Genomic DNA, 20,239 nt, shown 5'->3' with positions numbered 1-20,239 from the left:
TTTTGGAGTTAAAAATAATGAGAAATAAGCTAGACCTCAAAAAAATCAAAAAAGGGTTAGCTAAGTATGCGGCTCTGATGTTTGCAGCTGGGTTATCGTTATCTGTTTCAGCTGTAGAGTATGCGGCGAACTTTAAAGGTACTGATATTAATGAATTTATTAATATCGTAGGAAAGAACCTAAACAAAACCATCATCATTGATCCTAACGTGCGCGGCAATATAAATGTGCGCAGTTATGAGTTAATGGATGAAGAGCTATATTATCAATTCTTCTTAAATGTACTTGAAGTATATGGCTATGCTGTCATTGAAATGGACAGTGGGATTTTAAAAATCTTACGTAGTTCAGATGGTAAAAAAAGTAATGTACCTCTAGTACAAGATAATAAAGCAACCGCAGGTGATACATTAGTCACACGTGTTATCCGTGTTAAGAATGTTTCTGTACAAGAACTTGGCCCACTAATTCGTCAGTTTAGTGACCAAAAAGATGGCGGCCACGTCACTAACTTTAGTTCTGCTAACGTAATGATGTTGACAGGTCATGCAGCTTCAGTAAATCGTCTTGTAGACATTATTAAATCTGTGGACCAAGCGGGTGATACACTCGTTGAGATTATTGAGCTGAAATATGCAACCGCAGATGATGTGGTCAAAGTGGTCGAAAGCATTTATAAAAGCTCAGGCAAAAACAGTATACCTGATTTCTTAATTCCTAAAGTTGTTGCTGATAACCGAACTAATAGCGTCATTGTTAGTGGTGAAGGACAGGCACGCTCTAGAGCGGTTGACTTAGTCAAACGCTTAGATGGTGAGCTTAAGAGCCAAGGTAATACACAAGTGTTCTACCTTGATTATGCGAAAGCTGAAGATCTTGTAAAAGTGCTACAAGGTGTCAGTAAAACGCTGCAAGAAGAAGCGCAAGGCGGTAATAATAAAGCCCGTAGTCGTAGCAACAAAAACGAAACCAGTATTGAGGCACATCCTGACTCAAACTCATTAGTGATCACCGCGCAACCAGATACTATGCGTTCGCTGGCGTCGGTAATTGAAAAGCTAGACATTCGCCGTGCACAAGTTTTAGTAGAAGCGATTGTTGTTGAAGTACTAGAGGGTGATGGTATTAACCTAGGCCTACAATGGATTTCTGAACAAGGCGGCATGCTACAGTTTAATAATGGTAGCAATGTGCCAGTTGGTTCATTAGCGGTTGCAGCAGAGCAAGCACGCGATAAAACCATTGAGAAAACAGTAACAGGTAGTGAAACCGGTACTACAACACCTTATACAGAAACACAAGAAGGTGATTTAGGCCCGCTGGCTGCGTTACTTGGTGGTGTCAACGGTCTTGCTGCTGGCATTATTAAGAATGACTGGGGTGCGATCATTCAGGCGATTTCGACAGATACGAAATCAAACATTCTAGCGACACCTTCTGTAACCACAATGGATAATGAAGAAGCATCTATGATCGTGGGTCAAGAAGTGCCAATTATCACAGGTTCTACAACGGGTGGTAATAACTCAAACCCTTTCCAAACGGTTGATCGTCAAGAAGTCGGTATCAAGTTAAAAGTGACACCGCAAATTAATGATGGCACAGCTGTACAGTTAACGATTGAGCAAGAAGTATCAAGTGTCAGTGGTGCAACTGCCGTTGATATCTCAGTGAATAAGCGTGCGATTAATACAACGGTAATTGCCGATGACGGTGGTATGGTAATTCTGGGTGGCCTGATTGATGAGGACGTACAAGAAAGTGTGTCTAAGGTGCCACTGCTCGGTGACATTCCGATACTAGGTCATTTATTTAAGTCGACAAACACAACTAGACGCAAGCGTAATCTGTTGGTATTTATTCGTCCGACTATTCTTCGTGATAGCCGCAGTATGAACGAATTAAGTCATGCTAAATATAACTTCATTCGTGGTGAGCAAAATAACCAGCGTGATGATGGGATTGACTTAATGCCATTCGAAGAAACGCCGGTTTTACCTGAATGGAATGATGCCATGGTACTGCCGCCAACGTACGAAGAATATTTAAAAGAGCAAAATAAGAAAGAGCGCAACAATGATTGAGACCAGCACTCAACTAGATAATGAGCAAGTTGATATGCTTGCTGATGCGCCGGAGCAAGATGTGCTCAAAGAGGTTGCGCTTAAGCTGCCATTTTCTTACGCGCGACGCGTCAATATGTTACTCACCGAAGATGAAGGCAATCTAGTTGTTTTTTACACCGGTGACTTAGATATAGCGAATCTGTTAGAAGTTCGCCGTGTTGCTGGGGCTGAATTCAGACTTGAACAACTAGAAGCTGAAAAGTTTGAGTTTATGCTAGAAGAAGCTTATCAACGCGATAGCTCTGAAACTCAACAGATGATGGAAGATATTGGTAATGAGGTTGACCTATTTTCATTAGCTGAAGAGCTACCACAAACTGAAGACCTTCTCGCAGCCGATGACGATGCCCCAATCATCAAATTGATCAATGCAATGCTCAGTGAAGCGATTAAAGATGGTGCATCAGATATACACATAGAGACATTCGAACAAGACTTAGTGATCCGTTTCAGAGTCGACGGTGTGTTAAAAGAAGTACTTAAACCTAACCGAAAACTCGCATCACTGCTTGTTTCGCGTATCAAGGTTATGGCTAAGCTGGATATCGCTGAAAAGCGTATTCCACAAGATGGTCGTATTTCGTTGCGTATTGCCGGCCGAGCGGTAGATGTGCGTGTATCAACCATGCCATCAAGCTTTGGTGAGCGTGTTGTGCTACGTCTACTTGATAAAAATAACGCGCGTCTAAATCTTGAAGATTTAGGCATGACAGAGCGTAACCGAGCGTTGTTTAGTGAACTTATCGCTAAGCCACACGGTATTATTTTGGTTACAGGTCCAACGGGTTCAGGTAAGAGTACCACGCTGTACGCCGGTATGAGCCAAATTAATTCAAAAGACCGCAACATTCTGACTGTTGAAGACCCAATTGAATATGAAATTCCAGGTATAGGTCAAACTCAGGTTAATCCTAAGGTTGATATGACGTTTGCTAGAGGTCTGAGAGCCATTCTTCGTCAAGACCCTGATGTAGTAATGGTTGGTGAGATTCGAGATTTAGAAACAGGTCAAATTGCTGTTCAAGCGTCACTAACGGGTCACTTGGTAATGTCGACGCTGCATACCAATACCGCTGCTGGTGCTATTACACGTATGGAAGATATGGGCGTAGAGCCTTTCTTATTATCTTCCTCATTATTGGGCGTTTTATCACAACGCCTAGTTCGTACTTTATGTCATGACTGTAAAGAACCGCATTTAGCCGATGAGCGTGAATGTGAGTTACTTGGTGTTGATAAAGATAGCCAAACGACTATTTATCGTCCTGTAGGGTGTGAAATCTGTAATTATAACGGCTATAAAGGTCGTACCGGTATTCATGAGCTGCTGGTAGTTGATGAAGCTGTACGTGAACTTATCCACAATGGTAAAGGTGAACAAGCGGTTGAAAAATACATTCGCGCCTTCAGCCCGAGTATTCGACAAGATGGTTGCTCACGAGTTCTACAAGGTCAAACTTCTTTAGAAGAAGTATTACGTGTAACCCGTGAGGAAGGCTAAGCATGGCAGCGTTTGAATATCGAGCGCTCGATGCAAAGGGCAAAGAAAAAAAGGGTATCCTAGAAGGCGATACCGCTAAGCAGATCCGCCAACAGTTACGTGAAAAAGGTATGATGCCTTTAGAAGTAACCCCTGCGGCTGAAAAAGAAAAACAGCAATCTTCTGGCGGTGGTATTCAGTTGTTTAGTGGCTATAAGCCTTCAGTGTCAGATATTGCACTGATCACTCGCCAACTTGCGACATTAATTCAATCATCTTTGCCAGTTGAAGCCGCTGTAATGGCTGTCGCTGAGCAGTGTGAAAAGCCACGTTTAAAGCGTATGTTAATGTCGGTGCGCTCTAAAGTTGTTGAAGGTTATACCTTGGCAGATGGCATGTCAGAGTTCCCACATGTGTTCGACAATTTGTATCGAGCAATGGTAGCCGCGGGCGAAAAATCCGGTCATCTCGATGCGGTTTTAAATCGTCTGGCGGATTACACGGAGCAACGTCAGCATATGCGTAGTCAAATTACTCAGGCGATGGTGTATCCAAGTATTCTTGTCGTGTTTGCGATTGGTATTGTCGCCGTTTTACTTGGTACAGTTGTACCTGAAATCTTAAAAACCTTTGAAAAGTCAAAGCAAGCTCTGCCTTGGACAACTGAATGGGTTATGGCAGCCAGTAACTTTGTTCAAGCTTATTGGATGCCAAGTTTGATCGCTGTGGTTGGTTTAACCATAGGTATCAAGCAAGCGCTGCTGAAGCCCAAGGTTAGGTTTTGGTATGACACACAATTACTGCGTATGCCTGGAATAGGTAAAATTAGTAAGAGTATTAACACGGCTCGTTTTGCTCGCACCCTAAGTATTTTATCATCGAGTGCAGTACCGCTACTTGAAGGTATGAAAATTGCCGGTCAGGTACTTGAAAACGAAAAAATTAAATCTGCGGTAACTGAAGCTGCGGTACGTGTTAGTGAAGGGGCAAGTTTACGTGCCTCTTTGCAGCAAACTAAGCTATTCCCGCCTATGATGCTGCATATGATCGCCAGTGGTGAAAAGTCAGGTGAGCTTGAGCAAATGCTAGAACGTGCTGCAAATAACCAAGATCAAGAATTTGAAACTATGGTGAGTGTGTCATTGAAGCTATTAGAGCCTGCGATGATCGCTACCATGGCCATTATTGTGTTGTTTATTGTTATGGCAATTCTGCAACCGATTATGGAAATGAACAAAGCCATCGGTTTATAGTCAAATAAAGAGTTTAAAAAATAACAGCTACTATATAGCTTAAGAGGTATTCATTGTGAAAAAGCAATCAGGTTTCTCCCTACTAGAAGTAATGGTGGTACTGGTTATCATCGGTATGATCCTATCAATTGTTGCGCCAAACATTATGGGTCAACAAGAAGAAGCAGCGTTAGATAAAGCGAGCTTAGATATTCAACAGCTTGAAGATGCGATGAATATGTACAAGTTGAAGAATAAAAAGTACCCAACCACAGAGCAAGGCCTAGAGGCACTGGTTACTAAAACGACTATTGATCCGGTACCACGTCGTTTTCCTGATGGTGGCTTTATTTCTAAATTACCAGAAGATCCATGGGGCAACCCTTATCAAATGGTAAGCCCAGGTGAAATGGGTAAAATCGATATTTTCTCTATGGGTCCTGACGGTGAAGTGGGCACAGATGATGATATCGGTAACTGGGTTGACGAAGACCAAGAACGTTAATCTTTATGTATTGCGGTACTCAGCAGACACTCCATAAAAATAAGGGCTTCAGTTTACTTGAAGTCCTTGTTGTGCTTGTCATCATCGCGATTTCTGTGAAGATGGTTAGTTACACTTTCGATGACGCTGAGGCCGAAGAGCTAGAAAAACAGGCGCTAAAAGTACATACCGTGATTAATTTAGCGTCTGAATTTGCTGTACTGAATCAAATAGAATTAGGTTTTCACATAGATAAGAATGTACTGGAGTTTCTCGTTTTTGATGGTGAGAAATGGACAGTATTTGATGCTGAAGCATTATATGAGCCGATTACTTTTGGCAAAGAGTATCGCGTTAACTTAAATATCGAAGATTTAGCCTGGTCTGAAGATAACCTGTTAGAACAGTCTAACTGGCGCGAGCTCATGGGCACCAGTGATGAAGATAGCCTACTTGAGCTTAAGAAATTAAAAGTGCCACAGGTGCTAATCTTATCTTCGGGAGAAGTGAGCGCATTTCAGCTTTCTGTTGAACTTGCAGATCGCACTACTGAAGAAGCCAGCTACTTTATTGAAGGCGAATTTATTGCACCAGTGAATTTACGAGTGGAGCCTGCATCATGATAAAAAAATCAGCAGGTTTCACATTACTTGAAGTCATGGTGGCTATGGGCATTTGTGCTATGGCCGGCATTGCAGCCATGCAAGTGACGGGCGAGCATGTTTCGCATATCGCTGCCATTGAAGAGCAAACTTATGCTTCATGGGTCGCAGAAAATCGTTTGGTGATGATCCGTTCGCAAGGCAGCAAATGGAGTGGGAAAAATAATAATAAAGGCGAAGAAGAACTTGCGGGTATTACTTGGTACTGGCAAGAAAAAGTCACTAAAACCACTGGCGATCCAAACTTTGTTAAAGTCCAAGTCGAAATATTCAGTGATCCTGAATATCAAAACTCGTTATATGACTTAAGTACCTTTATTTTGAAGGGCAAATAATGGGGCACTCTTTATCTCCTCAAAAGCGTTCCAGAATGCGTATTCAACAAGGCTTTACCTTGTTAGAAGTGATGGTTGCCTTGGGTATTTTAGGCTTTGTAGTTTTAGCCACGCACCAAATTCTCAATTCAACCATTCAAGCAAAAACAGGCTCTGAAGAAGTTATTGCTGAATTAGATTCACTTAACACCACATTCCGCTTAATGGACCAAGATTTCAATCAAATGACCAAACGTGAAACACGCAATGAAGCAGGCGATTTCACACCGAGTTATATTCTGCATGGTCGTTACAACTTAGACAGCCAGTATGACGGCATTGCCTTTGTGCGTGATGGCTGGACCAACCCAATTAGTTTATTGCCTCGTTCTGAGTTGCAAGCGGTCGGCTATCGTGTTGTCGACGATAAGTTAGAACGCCTTTATCGCGTTTATGTTGATCAACTGGATGGCACAGAGCCTCGAAGCCAAGTGCTATTAGAAAACATTGAAGACTTAACTTTTGAGTTCTTAGACGATAAACAGAAATGGCAAGAAAATTGGGAAAAGAAAGCATTACCGTTGGCTGTATCTGTGACGATTAAGTTGCAAGAAATGGAGCCAATCAAGCGGTTATTCTTAACACCAGGTGACGGCAAAGTTGCGACAGTGAGTTCAAGTTCAAACAATAACAACTCAAATAACAACTCAGGTAATAAAGATCAGAATGATGATAATCGTGGTGGCGGGAGTACTCGACCATGATGAGGTTACAGCAATCACCAGTCTCTAAGCAGCGAGGCGCTGCGTTGATCATCGTTTTGTTCATTGTTGCATTGGCAGCGGTAATTGCGGCTGAAATGGCAACAAACTTAATGATCCAAGTACAGCGAGCGCAAAATATTCAAACTCACCAACAAGCTAAGTGGTATAGCTATGGTGCAGAAGAGCTAGTAAAGAAGGTACTGATTGATAGTAAAAATAAAGATCCTGATAAAGTGCACTTAGGACAGCCATGGGCGTTAGAAGAAACGCCATTCCCAGTTGATCATGGTACTTTAAGTGGTAAGGTCACCGACTTACAAGCGTGCTTAAATTTAAACGCACTGCGAGCCCCAAAAGCTCAAAATGCCACTCGAAACGACACAAACCCAGCGCATAAAGCCTTTTTAGAGCTATTGAATAACATTGAAGACTTACCGTCAGATGAGAGTGAAGAGTCACTTGCCGATAGTGTTTTTGACTGGCTAGATGCAGACAGCAGTACTCATCGCTCAGGTGCTGAAGAAGACGAATATATGTCGCTTCGTACCCCTTATTTAACAGCAAATAACTACTTTGCGTCTGTGTCAGAGTTACGCGTTATTAGAGGGTTTAATCCTTTAGTGATGGAGAAAATTCTGCCCTATGTCTGTGTTATCCCTGGCAGTGAAGAATTAAAGATTAACGTGAATACCATTTTGCCTGAACAAGCTTTATTGTTGAGCGCGCTTATTGAAGGATTGAGTGAATCAGATGCGCAGGGCATTATTTCTTCTCGTCCAGAAAAAGGGTATGACAAAATAGAAGACTTCTTAACTGAAGCGACCAATCAGGGCGCTCAGAATATTAATCAAGTAACCGATCTATTTACTGTAAATAGTGACTATTTTAAGTTGCGCGCAAAAGCCATGTTTGACGATAGGCTTTTCACAATGACCTCAATTATTCAAATAAAACAAGGTCAAGCGAGCATACTGGCGCGAAAATTCGGAGGCGTACAGTGACAGAAAAATTATTGATCCGTATTGATCAATCAGCAAAACAAGCCATTCATTGGCTGATTTATTCTACCGATGAGCAAATCATTGCCAGTGGTGAATATGAAAGCATTGCTGAACTTTCACAGTTATCAGAAAAAGCTCAGGGCAGAGAAACCGTTGTATTACTTTCTGCTGCTATGGTTCAACTGAAAACCATTGAGTTACCGGCTAAGTGGAATCGCAAGTTAGAGCAAGCCCTTCCCTTTATGCTAGAAGAGCAATTGGCGAGTGATGTCGATGATGTATTTATCGCTATTGGTGAGCCAGGTTCGCAAGATGATAAGCCGACAATTAACATTGCTTTATGTGAACGCGAGAATTTTGCTGAATTAATCGCTTTACTTGAAGAGCATGATATCCAGGCTAAAGAGATTATCCCTGATGCATTGTTACTTCCTGAACAAGCGCAGGGAGAGTTGGCTACGATAGAACTAGATGGTCAGTGGTTGTGTCGTTTAGGGCAGTGGCATACATGTGTCATTGAACCAAGTTGGGGCTCAGATTATTTGCATGCCTTGTCTCCGGAGCAAATAGTACATTTTAGCCCTGCTGATGCGTTACCAGATATTGCGCCTAAAGTTGCCAAAGAAGAAGAATATGAACTGCCATTAGCCTTTCTAGCTAAAAACCTCTCGAGTAATACCTTTAATCTTCGCCAAGGGCTATTTACCCCGAAGAAAAGCACACCACAGTGGTGGAAAGATTGGCGCTCAGGTCTGATCGCTGCCTCTGTTGCTTTGGTTGGGTTTATCGCAGCACAAGGCTTGCAAGTGGTACAACTGAATAAACAAGCTGAACAACTAAAAAGTGAAGCGGTTGCGACTTATCAAAAAGCATTCCCTCGAAAAAAAGTGAGAGTGGCTCTATTAAGACGACAAATTAGTAACGAATTAAAAGCCATTTCAGCAACTCAGCAAGGTGGTTTTTTAGATTTGGCCGATAAATTTGTATCAGTTTATAGCCAAGTAAAAGATTTTCAGCCAGAGACATTACGCTACGATCACAAACGAAATGAGCTGCGTATACGAGTGAAAGCTAAGGATTTCCAAGTTTTTGGGCAGGTGAAAACCATCCTTGAGCAAAAAGGTTTAACGGTACAACAGGGCTCGTTAAATAACGACGGTGATGCAGTAATTGGTGAGATCAGATTGCGAGGTGAAGTGTGAAACAGCAAGCACTCAACTATTGGGCTTCTTTAAAGGAGCAAGAGCAAAGATTATTGATGGTCGCCGCAGGTGTCTTTGTGGTGTTTGTATTAATCATGGGTATTATTAAGCCGCTCAATCAAGCTGTCGCGGATGCAGAGAAAGCAGTTCAACGCCAACAAGAACTTAAAAGCTATGTTGAGCAGAGTGTTGGCAAGCTAAAAGCTGCAGGAAGCTCTGCACGCGCTGCGTCAGGCAATTTGTCTCAGTTAGTTAATCGTAGCCGAGGCCGTTATGGTATTCGAATCAGTCAAATGCAGCCAAGTAACGATAGCTTGCGTGTGAATATTGAGAATGTTGAGTTTAACAAGCTAATGGGCTGGTTAGATGAACTTACAAATCAACACGGTGTAACAATTGCCAACCTAGACGTGTCACAAGGTGATGAAACTGGCTATGTTCGTGTAAGTCGATTGGTGATTGAGCAGTAATATGAAACAAAAAATCTTTTTAGTTCTTTTATTTATTTTTTCATTCTTGGTTTTTGCGCTTTCCCAATTACCCGCTTCAGTGGCTGCTCAACTTGCACAAGGGCAATTACCTAAAAATGTGAAGCTAGGCAGTTTTGCTGGCACGATTTGGCAGGGGCAAGTCAGTGAAGTTCGCATTAACCGAATTCAAGTCTTCAATGTGCGATGGAGCTTAAAACCACAGGCATTGTTCATGGGTAAACTGGCTGGAGATGTTAAGTGGGGTAATCCGCGTGCGGCTGACGAGATGTCAGGCAATACTGATTTCAGTGTGGCTTTATTATCAAAACAAGCGCATTTAACCAAAGCTGTTATGCGTTTTGAGGTTGAGCAGTTGATAACTCAGTTGAACTTACCTCTTCCTGTAAATGCGACGGGTCGAGTGATCTTTAATATCGACGAATACCAAAGTGGCCTGCCATATTGTCAGCAAATAACAGGGGATGTGTTTAGCCCGAATGTACGTGTTGAAGGTTTATCTGGCTGGTTTTCTATTGGCGAGTTAGGTGCCGATTTAAGTTGTAAATCAGGAGATCTAGCGGCTGTTGTTCAACCTGATAATTTATTAGGCTTGAGAGCTGATGTGAGTTTAGGCGATAAGTTGCAATTTAAAGTGGCTGGTAATGTAAAACCCGACGCCTCTTTACCTAAAGAAGTCCATGATGCAGTTAAATACCTAGGTCGCCCCGATGCAGAAGGCCGTTACCCGGTTAACTTATAAGGCTTATTATGCTTGAGTTTTCGTACACAGAAGCGCACCAGACATTACTAAAGGCTTACCTATCTCAGTCAGAGCAAGCGATGCCTTATGCATTGTGTGAAGGATATTTGTTTGCGACGATTTGTAGTCCTGCCGGCATTGAAGCCGAGCAGTGGTTAACGGCTGTCAGTGGCGGTGATGAACTCATAGCTGAAGAGCAAGTCTTTGCTTTGATGGCACTGCACCATGATATCAGTGAACGGGTATTTAACGGCTCATTTCAGTTGTCGTATGGTATAGCTGAATTTGACTCTTTACAGCAATGGTCTCAGGGGTTTTTGCTTGGTATTGAGCATTTTTATGCCGACTTGGCGAATGCTGAACCATTAACTGATGAGTTGCGTCAGGCCTTGATTTCAGCGACAGAGCAATTAGGCTTTTTTTCGTTAGAGCAAACGCAAATTAAGCAGTTCTGCGAATCAAATAACTTAGAGCTAGCAAATTTTTGTGCTGAACAACATACCATTGCCAATGAATTTGCCCCAGCGTATGTGCAAATAATTGAAAATGCCGCTGTTGCCAGTGGTTTATATAACGAAGAGATCGACTAAATTGACTCAGCTAGGATAAGCGTCAAGCTTATCCAAGTTCTAACTCTATATGTGTGCAACCTTTTCCACAGCTCACCAAGCCTTGATGCTTATCAGTCTGATTTAAATCTAATTGTAGAGGCTGTTTACAGTGTTCACAAAACAGCGCTTGGCCTTTACTTAGTTTCTTCAATATTGTTTTATGTTGATTAAATGCTGCTGCGCGCTTTTTATTAAAAGCATCAATATCAAACTTCATTACAACGATTTTCCTTCAAAGATTGATTCACCTGCAATACGGCAAATTTCATTTAACTTGTTGCCATAGAAATACAAGTTCAAATCATTTTCTTTGCAATAACGAAGGTGGAATGCTTTTAATTTATCGTCAGTACTGAGTGCATCATTAAGATACTCAAGCTCAGTTTCATCGAGCTCAATTTTTTGTGTGATGTGGGTCCTGGCTATTTTAGCAGCAGTGCTTCGTGCAACTTTGCTCTGCTCACCGAGTAAGTCTACCCCTTCACCGAGTATAGATTCTCTGTGCTCCTTAATGACGGGATGATCTATAGTGAAAAATGCTAGAACTAGAACAACGAGTAATAAAAACTTTTTCATTGGATACCCTAAACTTGATCTAAATAGGAAGTCACAGTAGAGAGTGTAATAAAATGGTGCTTTCAAATGCAAGTGATTAAGCTATAACCACACCAAGCTAGTGCCTAATAAAGGAAATTTCAATAATTTCTGAACCAATTGTACCCAGCTTGAGCTGGCTTGCATATAATAACCTTATAGATAAAAAGGTCACTGTAGCAAGTACCTGTCGATCACAGCCATAAGGAGCCGAGATGGACAAACAAATTAAAGTCAAAAATATTCCAACCGATGTGAAGATCCAAAAACCGGACCTGCAGCCTGATAGGTTTAATCCAAGAAACCGCATTTATGTTCGAGCGGTGAAAGGGTTACACCAGCAGTTAAGAAAGCGTTTAGGCTTTATTGGCATGCTGGCGTTTATGCTTATGCCTTGGGTTAACTTTGAAGGTCATCAGGCGGTCTATTTCGATTTAATGGAACAAAAGTTCAACATTTTTGGTTTGACCATGATGCCTCAAGATTTCACTATCTTGGCATTTTTATTAATGATCGCTGCCTTTGCTTTATTTGTCGTGACCACGTTTTATGGCAGAGTTTGGTGTGGTTATACTTGTCCACAAACCGTTTGGACTTTCATCTTTTTGTGGTTTGAAGAAAAGTTTGAAGGCAGTGCCAATCAGCGTAAAAAACTAGATAGCCGGAAAATGGACTTTGATAAGTTCTGGCGAAAAACTGCAAAGCACAGTAGCTGGATTTTATTTTCTTTGTGGACAGCAATTAGTTTTGTCGGCTTTTTCACACCTATTCGGGATTTAGTGCCTGACTTACTTACTTTGAGTGCGGGCAGTTATGCGGTCATCAGCATCGTAGTATTTACGGCATGTACTTATGGTAATGCAGGCTGGATGAGAGAGATTATGTGCTTACACATGTGTCCTTATTCACGATTCCAATCTGCCATGTTTGATAAAGACACTTTTACGGTAAGCTATGACGCAAGTCGTGGTGAGTCTCGTGGCCCACGTTCACGCAAACAAGATCCGAAAGAAATGGGCTTGGGTGATTGTATCGACTGTAATTTGTGTGTTCAGGTATGCCCTACAGGCATCGATATTCGTAACGGCTTGCAATATGAGTGTATCAATTGTGGTGCTTGTATAGATGCGTGTGATGGGGTGATGGATAAAATGAATTATCCACGTGGTTTAATTTCTTATACCACAGAGCGAAACCTTGAAACACCAGATAATAAGACCAAAGCATTTAGAGGCAAGTTAGCGGGTTACTTATTGATCATGACAGTGTTAATTGCTGCCCTAGTCGTTAATGTTGCCATGCGTAAACCGATGGAGCTCGACATTATTCGTGATAGAAATCAGCTTTACCGAGTTAACTTCGATGGCTTAGTGGAAAATACGTATACCCTAAAAGTGATTAACAAAACACAACAAGTGCAACAATACGATATTGCTGTTGAGGGGCTTAATAATTTTAATGTACTGGGTAAATTAGCGGTTGAAGTGCAAGCGGGTGAATCTATGAATGTGCCACTTTCTGTGATCATTGACCCTTATGACCTTAAAAAGCCAGTGACTGAATTTCATTTTAGAGTTCAAGTTAAAGGCGACCCTACAGTGTCATTATCACAGCCTACTAACTTCTTTAAAGGTAAATAATTAGATACACTAATTAAACCAAGCAAAAGCGGGTATTTCCCGCTTTTTTTATGCCAAATGAGGAATGCATGAGCGAGTTTAGTTTTGCGAATTTAAATCCAGATCGTATTTTGGATGCCATTGAAAGTATTGGTGTCTACCCTGAAACAGGCTTGCTACCTTTGAACAGTTATGAAAATCGCGTTTATCAGTTTAAAGCCGAAGACGGTAAGCGCTATGTCACAAAGTTTTATCGTCCAGAACGCTGGAGTGAGGCGCAAATAAAAGAAGAGCATGCTTTTGCATTTGAACTCGCCAGTGAAGAAGTACCAATTGTTGCGCCTACTCAGATAGAAAATACAAGTTTATTTGAGCATGCCGGTTATAAATTTGCGCTCTTTCCGAGTGTTGGTGGGCGCCAGTTTGAAATCGACAATTTAGACCAGCTTGAAATGCTTGGCCGTTATATCGGACGACTGCATCTAGTTGGAAAGAGTAAACCATTTCAACATAGACCGAGTATTAATACGCAGAGTTACTTATTTGATGCCAAGGACGCTATTCAAAATAGCAAGCTTGTGCCAGTACATCTAGAAACCGCGTTTTACACTATTTTAGAACAGGTTATTTCACAAACAGCGCAAATGTATCATGTTGATAAGCCGATTCGTTTGCATGGCGATGCACATGCTGGCAATATTCTCTGCACTGGCGATTCATTGACCTTAGTCGATTTAGATGATTGCCGCTCAGGCCCAGCAATCCAAGATTTATGGATGATGCTTAATGGTGATAAAAATGAGCAATTAATTCAGCTCGATACACTATTGATGGGGTATGAAGAATTTAACTCTTTTGATGCAAAAGAGCTGCAACTGATTGAGCCACTGCGAGCAATGAGAATGGTGCATTACATGGGGTGGCTAGCTACTAGATGGGAAGATCCTGCTTTTACACGGAACTTTTCATGGTTTGCTACAGACAAATACTGGGAGCAGCAGATTTTGGCATTAAAAGAGCAACTTGCAGCGTTACAAGAACCTGCGTTACAACTATTTCCATAAAAATTGAGATATAACTATGTTGAAAGCGTTAAAACTATCTATCTTATTCCTCTGTTTGCCATTACTAGCCATGGCTGCAGAATTTGATTTTAAAGAAGGTGAGCACTACCAAACTTTAACTACTCAAAAAAGCGAGCAAGCAAAAGTAACTGAGTTTTTCTCTTTTTACTGCCCGCATTGCTTCCGCTTTGAACCCGTTGCAAAGGCGTTAGAGCAAAGCCTGCCTGAAGGGGCTGTGTTTGAAAAAAGCCATGTAAATTTCTTAGGTGGCTTACCTGCACAAGTTCAGAGCAATTTAAGCTATGCCTATATTGTTGCAAAGCAAATGGGCAAAGGTGATGAAATTGCAGCTAAAATCTTTGATAGCATCCATGTGAAGAACGCGCCATTAAATGACATTAAAGACGTTAAAAAATTACTTGATATTAATGGCATTAATGAAAAGCAATTTGATGCTGCGCTAGCAAGTATGCCTGTTATTGCTGCTGAAAAGTTGATGCAGGATGACCAAAATCGCTTTTCTAAGGCGGGTGCCTTATCTGGCGTGCCTACATTTATCGTCAGCGATAAATACAAAGTAAATACCAACAGTTTAAAAAGCCAAGAGCAATTCAACGCATTGGTTAAACATTTATTAGCGAAATAATACGGAGAATAAGATGTTAAAGCTAATTAAAGCCGCAGCGCTGGCTCTAATGCTACCAGTAGTTGCAAATGCAGCTCAGTTTGAAGAAGGTGTTCACTACGAAGTAATTGCAGAGCGTGGCACTAAAAAGCCAGAAGTCACTGAGTACTTCTCATTTTTCTGTCCAGCATGTAATGCATTTGAACCTTTAATTGACCAAGTTAAGCCGAAACTTAATGATAGTGTGAAGTTTAAGAAAAGCCATGTTGATTTTTCAGGGCCAAGAAATCCTGAAATTCAGACAATTATGGCGCAAGCCTTAGCACTTGCAGATGTGTTACCACAAAAAGATAAAATCATTGCGGCAATTTTTACACACATTCACGCCAAGCGTAATAAGATCAATGAACTTGCGGATATGAAAGACATCTTTGTCGCACAAGGTGTTGATGGTACGAAGTTTGATAAAATGTACAAAAGTTTTTCAGTACGTACTAACACTTCTAAAATGGCGCGTATGCAGCAAAAGTGGCAAGAAAAGCGTGCGCTTACGGGCGTACCAACGTTTATCGTCAATGGTAAATACAAACTTCGCCTACGTGAGTCAAAAACGACGACTCCAGAGCAGATCAGTGCACTGATTAATTATTTAGCTGCTAAATAATTAACTATGGATTAGAATAAAGCCTCGCACTTGCGGGGCTTTTTTATTGGAAAAGACATGCATAAAATTTTGGTTTCAAGCTGTTTGCTCGGACAACCCGTCCGTTATGATGGGCAATCTAAATGTTTAAAAAATGACATCTTGACTCTGTGGTTGCAAGAAAAGCGAGTTGTTGCATTTTGCCCTGAGGTTGCAGGTGGGTTGCCAACCCCAAGACCACCTGCAGAGATCAATGCTGCAAAAGTGGTAACCGCAACAGGTGAGGATGTCACTGGTGAATTCCAGCTAGGTGCCGAACAAGCCCTCGCATTATGTAAAGCGCAACAAATCAAATTTGCGTTGTTGAAAGAATCTAGCCCTTCGTGTGGTCGTAATACTATTTACGATGGGTCGCATAAGGGAATTAAAGTGGCTGGAATGGGTTTAACTGCTGAAAAGCTCGTAAAAGCAGGCATACGGGTTTTTAGTGAAGAGCAATTACCAGAGCTAGTCAGTGCTCTGGCAATTGCTGAAAAGAATTAGCGGGATTATTTACGCTGTAAAAATACACCAGACTCCACATGATGTGTATATGGGAACTGGTCGAAAATCGCAATGCGAGATACTGAGTGAGTTTCGCATAGCATGTCTAAATCACGCTCTAGTGTGTCTGGGTTACATGAGATATATATAATGTTGTCGTAGTTAGACACTAAACGGCAAGTCAGCTCGTCCATACCAGCACGAGGTGGGTCAACCAAAATAGTTTGGCAGTTGTAGTCTTGAAGGTTAATGCCATTTAATCTTGAGAACTGACGTTCACCTTTCATCGCTTGCGTAAACTCTTCACTCGACATACGGATAATATCTAAGTTCTCAACCTTATTCGCTGCAATATTAATTTGTGCCGAGTTTACCGACGACTTTGAGATTTCAGTCGCTAATACTTTATTAAAGCTGCCTGCTAAGGCAATAGAGAAATTACCATTCCCACAATATAGCTCAAGTAAATCATTCTCCAGTGGCGCACAAAGGTCTTGCGCCCATTCCAGCATTTTCTCATTTACTTTCGCATTTGGCTGCGTAAAGCTATTTTCAACTTGCTGGTACTGATACGTTTGGCCATTTACTGTCAACTGCTCTGTAACAAAATCATTGCCTAACACAATCTTTTGTTTGCGAGCGCGACCAATAAAGTCAATCTTATAGGTTTTCTGAAGTTCAGAACGTAATGCATTAATTGCCGTTAACCATTCATCATCAAGCTGTTTGTGATAAAGCAGGCTTACCAGGATCTCACCACTTAGCGTCGATAAGTAATCGATTTGGAAAAGCTTACGACGAAGTATCTCGTTATGACGTAACTTCTCCATCATAACTTGCATGATTTCACTAATAAGCGGCGCGGCAGGGTCAAATGTTTCCACGCGAATTTTTTGTTTGCTCTCTTGGTCAAACATAATGTGGTAGAGATCGTCACCATCGTGCCATACTCTAAACTCAGCACGTTGACGGTATTGCGTTTTTGCTGAGTCAAAGACTTCAAGCTCTGGTGCGTTAAAGCGAGCAAATTGAGCACTAATACGCGTTTGCTTTTCAGCAAGCTGCTGTTCATAAGTGGCGGTATCAATAGTGATGACTGGCATAGTTAAACTGACCTTACAAATTCGAGAGCGGCTATTGTAGGGGGCATAGGTGATTTGTCCAGTTTCTCGCTAAAATTTGTTGTTTTTTTATACTAAACACTCAAGGGTCATTAATTTTTGCCGATAAGTAGAAAATAACCGAGCATCTGCTTGGCTACCATTATTTCTGGGAGACAGATCATGAAAATTGGACAACTTAACCAGCTTTTTAATCCTACTATGGCAAATAAGGCGAACAATAAAGCTGCCTTTAAGCCGACCATGCATTTAAACCCAGATAGTTATCATGGTGATAAGAGTAAAATAGCGGCTAAATTATTAGATGATAAATTGGCAGAAGCTTTAGGCATCGAAAAGACAGAGAAAGAGAAAAAGCCATTATTTGATTTTGAAGCCATCGTTAAAAATGTACTCGACTTTGTTAAAGGAGCAGTTAATAAAGCAAAAGCCGATGGCAAAGATGACGATACTTTAAAAGATATGTTGGGTGCGGCACGAAAAGGTGTCCAAATGGGCATCGATGAAGCCACTTCGGAGTTAAAAGAAAGCGCGCTTTTTAATGATGATATTGAAGAGGGTATAGAAAAATCCCGAGAAGGCATTTTCAAAGGACTCGATGATTTTGAAGAAGAGTTATTTAACCCTAAACCTGCTTATATGCAGGTCAGTGCAGCACAGTATGCAAGTTTGTCGAATCAAGCAGAATATAGTTTTACAACTGCAGAGGGCGATGAAGTAACTATTTCACTGAGTGATGCTCGTTCAAAAGGTCAAGCAGCCAGCTATGCTCAAAACGGTGATAATTATGGTTTGGCTGTTTCAGAGCAATCGAGTGAGGAAGTCAGTTTTTCAATTAGTGTGGATGGCGAGCTTAATAAAGAAGAGCAAAAAGCCATAAATGAAATGATGAAAGACATTCGCAATGTCAGTGATTCATTTTTCTCTGGTGAATATGACGATGCATTTGAAAAAGCATCGGCATTAAATATAGAGAGCGATCAAATTACCAACTTCACGATGGATTTGCGTCAGACAAAAACAACCGCTGCAATTGCACAATATCAACAAGCCAACCCCATAAAAGAGTTAGAACAAGCGTTTCAACCTCTAGATAAACAATTAGAGAGTATTCATTCAGAAGGTAAAGCATTAGGCATTGAGCAGCAATTGCCAGATATCATGGCTTGGATGAACGATGGACAAGCAAGAATGGCTCAGCTTTTAGATTATGCGCAAAGTTTCTTCAATCAACTTGATAATAAGTCAGAGAAATCAGCTTAAGTGACTTGGCAACTTATATAGGCTCGGGCAAACTTGCACCTCTATACAGAGGAGTCTTAGTTTGCCGCACATTTTAGTTTTTGATTCAGGTATTGGTGGGACCAGTGTCCTAACACATATCCAAAATACCCTACCAGGGGCAGACTATACCTACATAATGGATAATGATTTACTGCCCTACGGTCTTCAGACTGAAGAAACAATTCAAAATAGACTGGTAAGTCTCGTTAATAAAATATCTTCAAATTTTTTTGGGGAAGTTGACTTAATAGTGATCGCTTGCAATACAGCTTCAACTTACGCACTGGCACATATTCGCCAGTTTACTCAAATTCCGATTGTTGGCGTGGTGCCTGCAATAAAGCCTGCTGCACAAATTAGTACTAGAAGGCATATTGCTTTATTAGCAACGCCTGCTACCTCAAAGAACCAGTATACGCAATCTTTAGTGAGTGAGTTTGCTCAAGATTGCCAAGTAAGTTTCTACCACTCAACAGAGTTGGTAAGGTTAGCAGAGCGTAAATTCTGGTTAAATGAAGATGTGCGAGAGGGGGTTAATAAGGAACTATCAGCTATTAAGGTCGATAATCAAGCTGATGTTCTGATTTTAGGGTGCACACATTTTCCAATATTGAAGTATGAAATAGCAGAGTTTTATCAGACGCAATGTGAATTAATCGACTCCGGAACTGCGATAGCAAAAAGAGTGCAGCACTTACTGGCTGGCAGTATAGGTGAAATAGAAATAAAAAAGCCGCTACAGTTTTATGCAACGGCTTTAAATGAGGTCCCGATTAATACAGGATACGATGTGAAAAGTTTACATCTTTAACTTGCAACAGCTTCTTCTGATGTCTCTGGTTTTTGTTTTGCAGCTCTAACCTTCAACGTACGTTGTTGGAACTCTTTTTCATTCAATGCTGCAATGGCTTTATCAGCATCAGCTTCTGCCATCTCCACAAAACCGAAACCACGACGTTTACCTGTATTTTTATCTTTTAATAAACGAACGTTGAATACACGGCCCTGTTCAGAGAAAAGCTCTCGAACGACACTTTCATTTGCTTTATAAGGTAAGTTACCTACATAAAGCGTTTTTGTTTTTACTTCAGCATTGTCAGATTTTGGGGTTACATTACTTGCTGACATAACAGTTGCAATGAAACCACCGATGAGTGTGCCAATAGAAAAAGTAGCACCAAGATTAAGAGAAGAGTCTGCAAGAAGAGCATTAGCAGCAAAATAGCCGATTATCGCAATTGCTAAAACAATAAAAAGAGACTTTTGTTGAGTTGGGTTCATAAGGATCTACCAATATACAATGGGTATACAATAATTTAACAAACGAGCTGCTATCTTAGCGTCTTAAAATGTTTAAGCAATAATTAAAAAGAGAAATTAGCCATTCGAAGTGGGTAAATAGAGCGTTTTTTATTCTAACAAGTCTTTTTTGTTCTCTTTTTGAGCGGTTGAGCGCGTTTCTTAAAATTAATTGAAAAAAGGGCTTGCGTAATTTTCTGCTCTCCCTATAATGCGCACCCACTGACATGGGGCGAGACGCTAAAAAGCAAATCAAAACGATGTCGAGTCAAATAAAACTTAGCTTTAAACTTTCTCTAAAGAAAAAGATTAAAATTAAGTGTTGACATAAAAAGTGAAGT

The 20,239-nt window shown here is 41.0% G+C and carries 23 protein-coding genes; 19 read left to right on the top strand and 4 right to left on the bottom strand.

Annotated features, from left to right (window positions below):
* Positions 1-17: 17 nt before the first annotated feature.
* Genes gspD through CWB72_RS07450 form a run of 12 tightly spaced genes read left to right on the top strand, consistent with a single transcriptional unit; the run spans position 18 to position 11,085 of the window.
* Positions 18-2,084 carry a type II secretion system secretin GspD gene (gene gspD / locus CWB72_RS07505; protein WP_138630325.1) on the top strand — a complete coding sequence of 689 codons (2,067 nt, stop codon included), beginning with the start codon at positions 18-20 and terminating at the stop codon, positions 2,082-2,084.
* A gap of 34 nt (positions 2,085-2,118) precedes the next feature.
* Complete coding sequence (gene gspE, locus CWB72_RS07500) at positions 2,119-3,627, top strand: type II secretion system ATPase GspE (RefSeq protein ID WP_171037245.1); 1,509 nt, start codon at positions 2,119-2,121, stop codon at positions 3,625-3,627.
* A 2-nt stretch (positions 3,628-3,629) separates the two neighbouring features.
* Positions 3,630-4,859, top strand: a complete 1,230-nt coding sequence (gene gspF / locus CWB72_RS07495; RefSeq protein ID WP_138567524.1) for a type II secretion system inner membrane protein GspF — start codon at positions 3,630-3,632, stop codon at positions 4,857-4,859.
* Positions 4,860-4,914: 55 nt separating this feature from the next.
* Positions 4,915-5,343 carry a type II secretion system major pseudopilin GspG gene (gene gspG / locus CWB72_RS07490; protein ID WP_130254414.1) on the top strand — a complete coding sequence of 143 codons (429 nt, stop codon included), beginning with the start codon at positions 4,915-4,917 and terminating at the stop codon, positions 5,341-5,343.
* 5 nt (positions 5,344-5,348) lie between these two features.
* Positions 5,349-5,945: a prepilin-type N-terminal cleavage/methylation domain-containing protein gene (locus tag CWB72_RS07485; protein ID WP_130254415.1), complete on the top strand. Its 597-nt coding sequence runs from the start codon at positions 5,349-5,351 to the stop codon at positions 5,943-5,945.
* Positions 5,942-6,319, top strand: coding sequence for a type II secretion system minor pseudopilin GspI (gspI, locus tag CWB72_RS07480; RefSeq protein ID WP_171037241.1), 378 nt, complete (start codon positions 5,942-5,944; stop codon positions 6,317-6,319). The genes CWB72_RS07485 and gspI overlap by 4 nt, the downstream gene beginning before the upstream one ends.
* Positions 6,319-7,062 (top strand): type II secretion system minor pseudopilin GspJ, encoded by a 744-nt coding sequence (gene gspJ / locus CWB72_RS07475; RefSeq protein ID WP_436409849.1) that lies wholly within the window; start codon positions 6,319-6,321, stop codon positions 7,060-7,062. The genes gspI and gspJ overlap by 1 nt, the downstream gene beginning before the upstream one ends.
* The gene (gspK, locus tag CWB72_RS07470; RefSeq protein WP_252371509.1) at positions 7,059-8,063 is read left to right on the top strand and encodes a type II secretion system minor pseudopilin GspK; all 1,005 of its coding nucleotides are present in this window, start codon (positions 7,059-7,061) and stop codon (positions 8,061-8,063) included. The genes gspJ and gspK overlap by 4 nt, the downstream gene beginning before the upstream one ends.
* Positions 8,060-9,265 carry a type II secretion system protein GspL gene (gene gspL, locus CWB72_RS07465; RefSeq protein ID WP_130254417.1) on the top strand — a complete coding sequence of 402 codons (1,206 nt, stop codon included), beginning with the start codon at positions 8,060-8,062 and terminating at the stop codon, positions 9,263-9,265. The genes gspK and gspL overlap by 4 nt, the downstream gene beginning before the upstream one ends.
* Positions 9,262-9,735: a type II secretion system protein GspM gene (gene gspM / locus CWB72_RS07460; RefSeq protein ID WP_130254418.1), complete on the top strand. Its 474-nt coding sequence runs from the start codon at positions 9,262-9,264 to the stop codon at positions 9,733-9,735. Before gspL ends, gspM begins: the two co-directional genes overlap by 4 nt.
* Position 9,736: 1 nt before the next feature.
* Positions 9,737-10,495 (top strand): type II secretion system protein N, encoded by a 759-nt coding sequence (locus CWB72_RS07455; RefSeq protein ID WP_130254419.1) that lies wholly within the window; start codon positions 9,737-9,739, stop codon positions 10,493-10,495.
* A gap of 8 nt (positions 10,496-10,503) precedes the next feature.
* Positions 10,504-11,085, top strand: a complete 582-nt coding sequence (locus tag CWB72_RS07450; protein WP_138630321.1) for a YecA family protein — start codon at positions 10,504-10,506, stop codon at positions 11,083-11,085.
* Positions 11,086-11,113: 28 nt separating this feature from the next.
* On the opposite strand, the gene CWB72_RS07445 is transcribed toward CWB72_RS07450, so the two are convergent.
* Positions 11,114-11,323, bottom strand: a complete 210-nt coding sequence (locus CWB72_RS07445; RefSeq protein WP_130254421.1) for a hypothetical protein — start codon at positions 11,321-11,323, stop codon at positions 11,114-11,116.
* Positions 11,323-11,682, bottom strand: coding sequence for a hypothetical protein (locus tag CWB72_RS07440; protein WP_138630319.1), 360 nt, complete (start codon positions 11,680-11,682; stop codon positions 11,323-11,325). The genes CWB72_RS07445 and CWB72_RS07440 overlap by 1 nt, the downstream gene beginning before the upstream one ends.
* A 233-nt stretch (positions 11,683-11,915) precedes the next feature.
* Here CWB72_RS07440 and ccoG point away from each other — a divergent pair, with 233 nt between their 5' ends.
* The 5 genes from ccoG (at position 11,916) to CWB72_RS07415 (ending at position 16,194) form a co-directional block, all read left to right on the top strand.
* Positions 11,916-13,340, top strand: coding sequence for a cytochrome c oxidase accessory protein CcoG (gene ccoG, locus CWB72_RS07435; RefSeq protein ID WP_138630317.1), 1,425 nt, complete (start codon positions 11,916-11,918; stop codon positions 13,338-13,340).
* A gap of 68 nt (positions 13,341-13,408) precedes the next feature.
* Positions 13,409-14,383 (top strand): serine/threonine protein kinase, encoded by a 975-nt coding sequence (locus tag CWB72_RS07430; protein ID WP_138630315.1) that lies wholly within the window; start codon positions 13,409-13,411, stop codon positions 14,381-14,383.
* A gap of 16 nt (positions 14,384-14,399) precedes the next feature.
* A complete protein-coding gene (locus tag CWB72_RS07425; protein WP_130254425.1) occupies positions 14,400-15,029 on the top strand; it encodes a thiol:disulfide interchange protein DsbA/DsbL in 630 nt (209 codons plus the stop codon).
* A 13-nt stretch (positions 15,030-15,042) separates the two neighbouring features.
* Positions 15,043-15,672 carry a thiol:disulfide interchange protein DsbA/DsbL gene (locus CWB72_RS07420; protein WP_138630313.1) on the top strand — a complete coding sequence of 210 codons (630 nt, stop codon included), beginning with the start codon at positions 15,043-15,045 and terminating at the stop codon, positions 15,670-15,672.
* A 57-nt stretch (positions 15,673-15,729) separates the two neighbouring features.
* Positions 15,730-16,194 carry a DUF523 domain-containing protein gene (locus CWB72_RS07415; protein ID WP_138630311.1) on the top strand — a complete coding sequence of 155 codons (465 nt, stop codon included), beginning with the start codon at positions 15,730-15,732 and terminating at the stop codon, positions 16,192-16,194.
* Between the two features lie 5 nt (positions 16,195-16,199).
* Here CWB72_RS07415 and trmA read toward each other — a convergent pair whose 3' ends face one another.
* Positions 16,200-17,297, bottom strand: a complete 1,098-nt coding sequence (gene trmA, locus CWB72_RS07410) for a tRNA (uridine(54)-C5)-methyltransferase TrmA (RefSeq protein WP_138630309.1) — start codon at positions 17,295-17,297, stop codon at positions 16,200-16,202.
* A 180-nt stretch (positions 17,298-17,477) separates the two neighbouring features.
* Between trmA and CWB72_RS07405 the strand changes: the two genes are divergently transcribed.
* Both CWB72_RS07405 and murI read left to right on the top strand, forming a co-directional pair.
* Positions 17,478-18,578, top strand: a complete 1,101-nt coding sequence (locus tag CWB72_RS07405; RefSeq protein ID WP_138630307.1) for a DUF5610 domain-containing protein — start codon at positions 17,478-17,480, stop codon at positions 18,576-18,578.
* Positions 18,579-18,639: 61 nt separating this feature from the next.
* Complete coding sequence (gene murI, locus CWB72_RS07400; protein WP_138630305.1) at positions 18,640-19,410, top strand: glutamate racemase; 771 nt, start codon at positions 18,640-18,642, stop codon at positions 19,408-19,410.
* Here murI and CWB72_RS07395 read toward each other — a convergent pair.
* Positions 19,407-19,880 (bottom strand): RNA recognition motif domain-containing protein, encoded by a 474-nt coding sequence (locus tag CWB72_RS07395; RefSeq protein WP_138630303.1) that lies wholly within the window; start codon positions 19,878-19,880, stop codon positions 19,407-19,409. The genes murI and CWB72_RS07395 overlap by 4 nt on opposite strands.
* Positions 19,881-20,239: the final 359 nt, after the last annotated feature.

It is taken from the genome of Pseudoalteromonas phenolica (genome assembly GCF_005886345.1).
In the GTDB taxonomy this organism is placed as follows: domain Bacteria; phylum Pseudomonadota; class Gammaproteobacteria; order Enterobacterales; family Alteromonadaceae; genus Pseudoalteromonas; species Pseudoalteromonas phenolica_A.
Note: the sequence above shows the minus strand (reverse complement) of the source record. Positions and strands in the feature narration are given on the sequence as shown.

What these genes read in the sequence shown, in the direction of transcription:
- gspK (WP_252371509.1), top strand. Translation starts at nt 7,059, where the DNA reads ATGATGAGGTTACAGCAATCACCAGTCTCTAAGCAGCGAGGCGCTGCG.
- CWB72_RS07420 (WP_138630313.1), top strand. Translation starts at nt 15,043, where the DNA reads ATGTTAAAGCTAATTAAAGCCGCAGCGCTGGCTCTAATGCTACCAGTA.
- CWB72_RS07485 (WP_130254415.1), top strand. Translation starts at nt 5,349, where the DNA reads ATGTATTGCGGTACTCAGCAGACACTCCATAAAAATAAGGGCTTCAGT.
- gspD (WP_138630325.1), top strand. Translation starts at nt 18, where the DNA reads ATGAGAAATAAGCTAGACCTCAAAAAAATCAAAAAAGGGTTAGCTAAG.
- CWB72_RS07450 (WP_138630321.1), top strand. Translation starts at nt 10,504, where the DNA reads ATGCTTGAGTTTTCGTACACAGAAGCGCACCAGACATTACTAAAGGCT.
- gspE (WP_171037245.1), top strand. Translation starts at nt 2,119, where the DNA reads ATGCTTGCTGATGCGCCGGAGCAAGATGTGCTCAAAGAGGTTGCGCTT.
- CWB72_RS07455 (WP_130254419.1), top strand. Translation starts at nt 9,737, where the DNA reads ATGAAACAAAAAATCTTTTTAGTTCTTTTATTTATTTTTTCATTCTTG.
- CWB72_RS07440 (WP_138630319.1), bottom strand. Translation starts at nt 11,682, where the DNA reads ATGAAAAAGTTTTTATTACTCGTTGTTCTAGTTCTAGCATTTTTCACT.
- CWB72_RS07425 (WP_130254425.1), top strand. Translation starts at nt 14,400, where the DNA reads ATGTTGAAAGCGTTAAAACTATCTATCTTATTCCTCTGTTTGCCATTA.
- gspI (WP_171037241.1), top strand. Translation starts at nt 5,942, where the DNA reads ATGATAAAAAAATCAGCAGGTTTCACATTACTTGAAGTCATGGTGGCT.
- CWB72_RS07430 (WP_138630315.1), top strand. Translation starts at nt 13,409, where the DNA reads ATGAGCGAGTTTAGTTTTGCGAATTTAAATCCAGATCGTATTTTGGAT.
- CWB72_RS07415 (WP_138630311.1), top strand. Translation starts at nt 15,730, where the DNA reads ATGCATAAAATTTTGGTTTCAAGCTGTTTGCTCGGACAACCCGTCCGT.
- ccoG (WP_138630317.1), top strand. Translation starts at nt 11,916, where the DNA reads ATGGACAAACAAATTAAAGTCAAAAATATTCCAACCGATGTGAAGATC.
- CWB72_RS07445 (WP_130254421.1), bottom strand. Translation starts at nt 11,323, where the DNA reads ATGAAGTTTGATATTGATGCTTTTAATAAAAAGCGCGCAGCAGCATTT.
- CWB72_RS07395 (WP_138630303.1), bottom strand. Translation starts at nt 19,880, where the DNA reads ATGAACCCAACTCAACAAAAGTCTCTTTTTATTGTTTTAGCAATTGCG.
- trmA (WP_138630309.1), bottom strand. Translation starts at nt 17,297, where the DNA reads ATGCCAGTCATCACTATTGATACCGCCACTTATGAACAGCAGCTTGCT.
- CWB72_RS07405 (WP_138630307.1), top strand. Translation starts at nt 17,478, where the DNA reads ATGAAAATTGGACAACTTAACCAGCTTTTTAATCCTACTATGGCAAAT.
- gspJ (WP_436409849.1), top strand. Translation starts at nt 6,319, where the DNA reads ATGGGGCACTCTTTATCTCCTCAAAAGCGTTCCAGAATGCGTATTCAA.
- gspF (WP_138567524.1), top strand. Translation starts at nt 3,630, where the DNA reads ATGGCAGCGTTTGAATATCGAGCGCTCGATGCAAAGGGCAAAGAAAAA.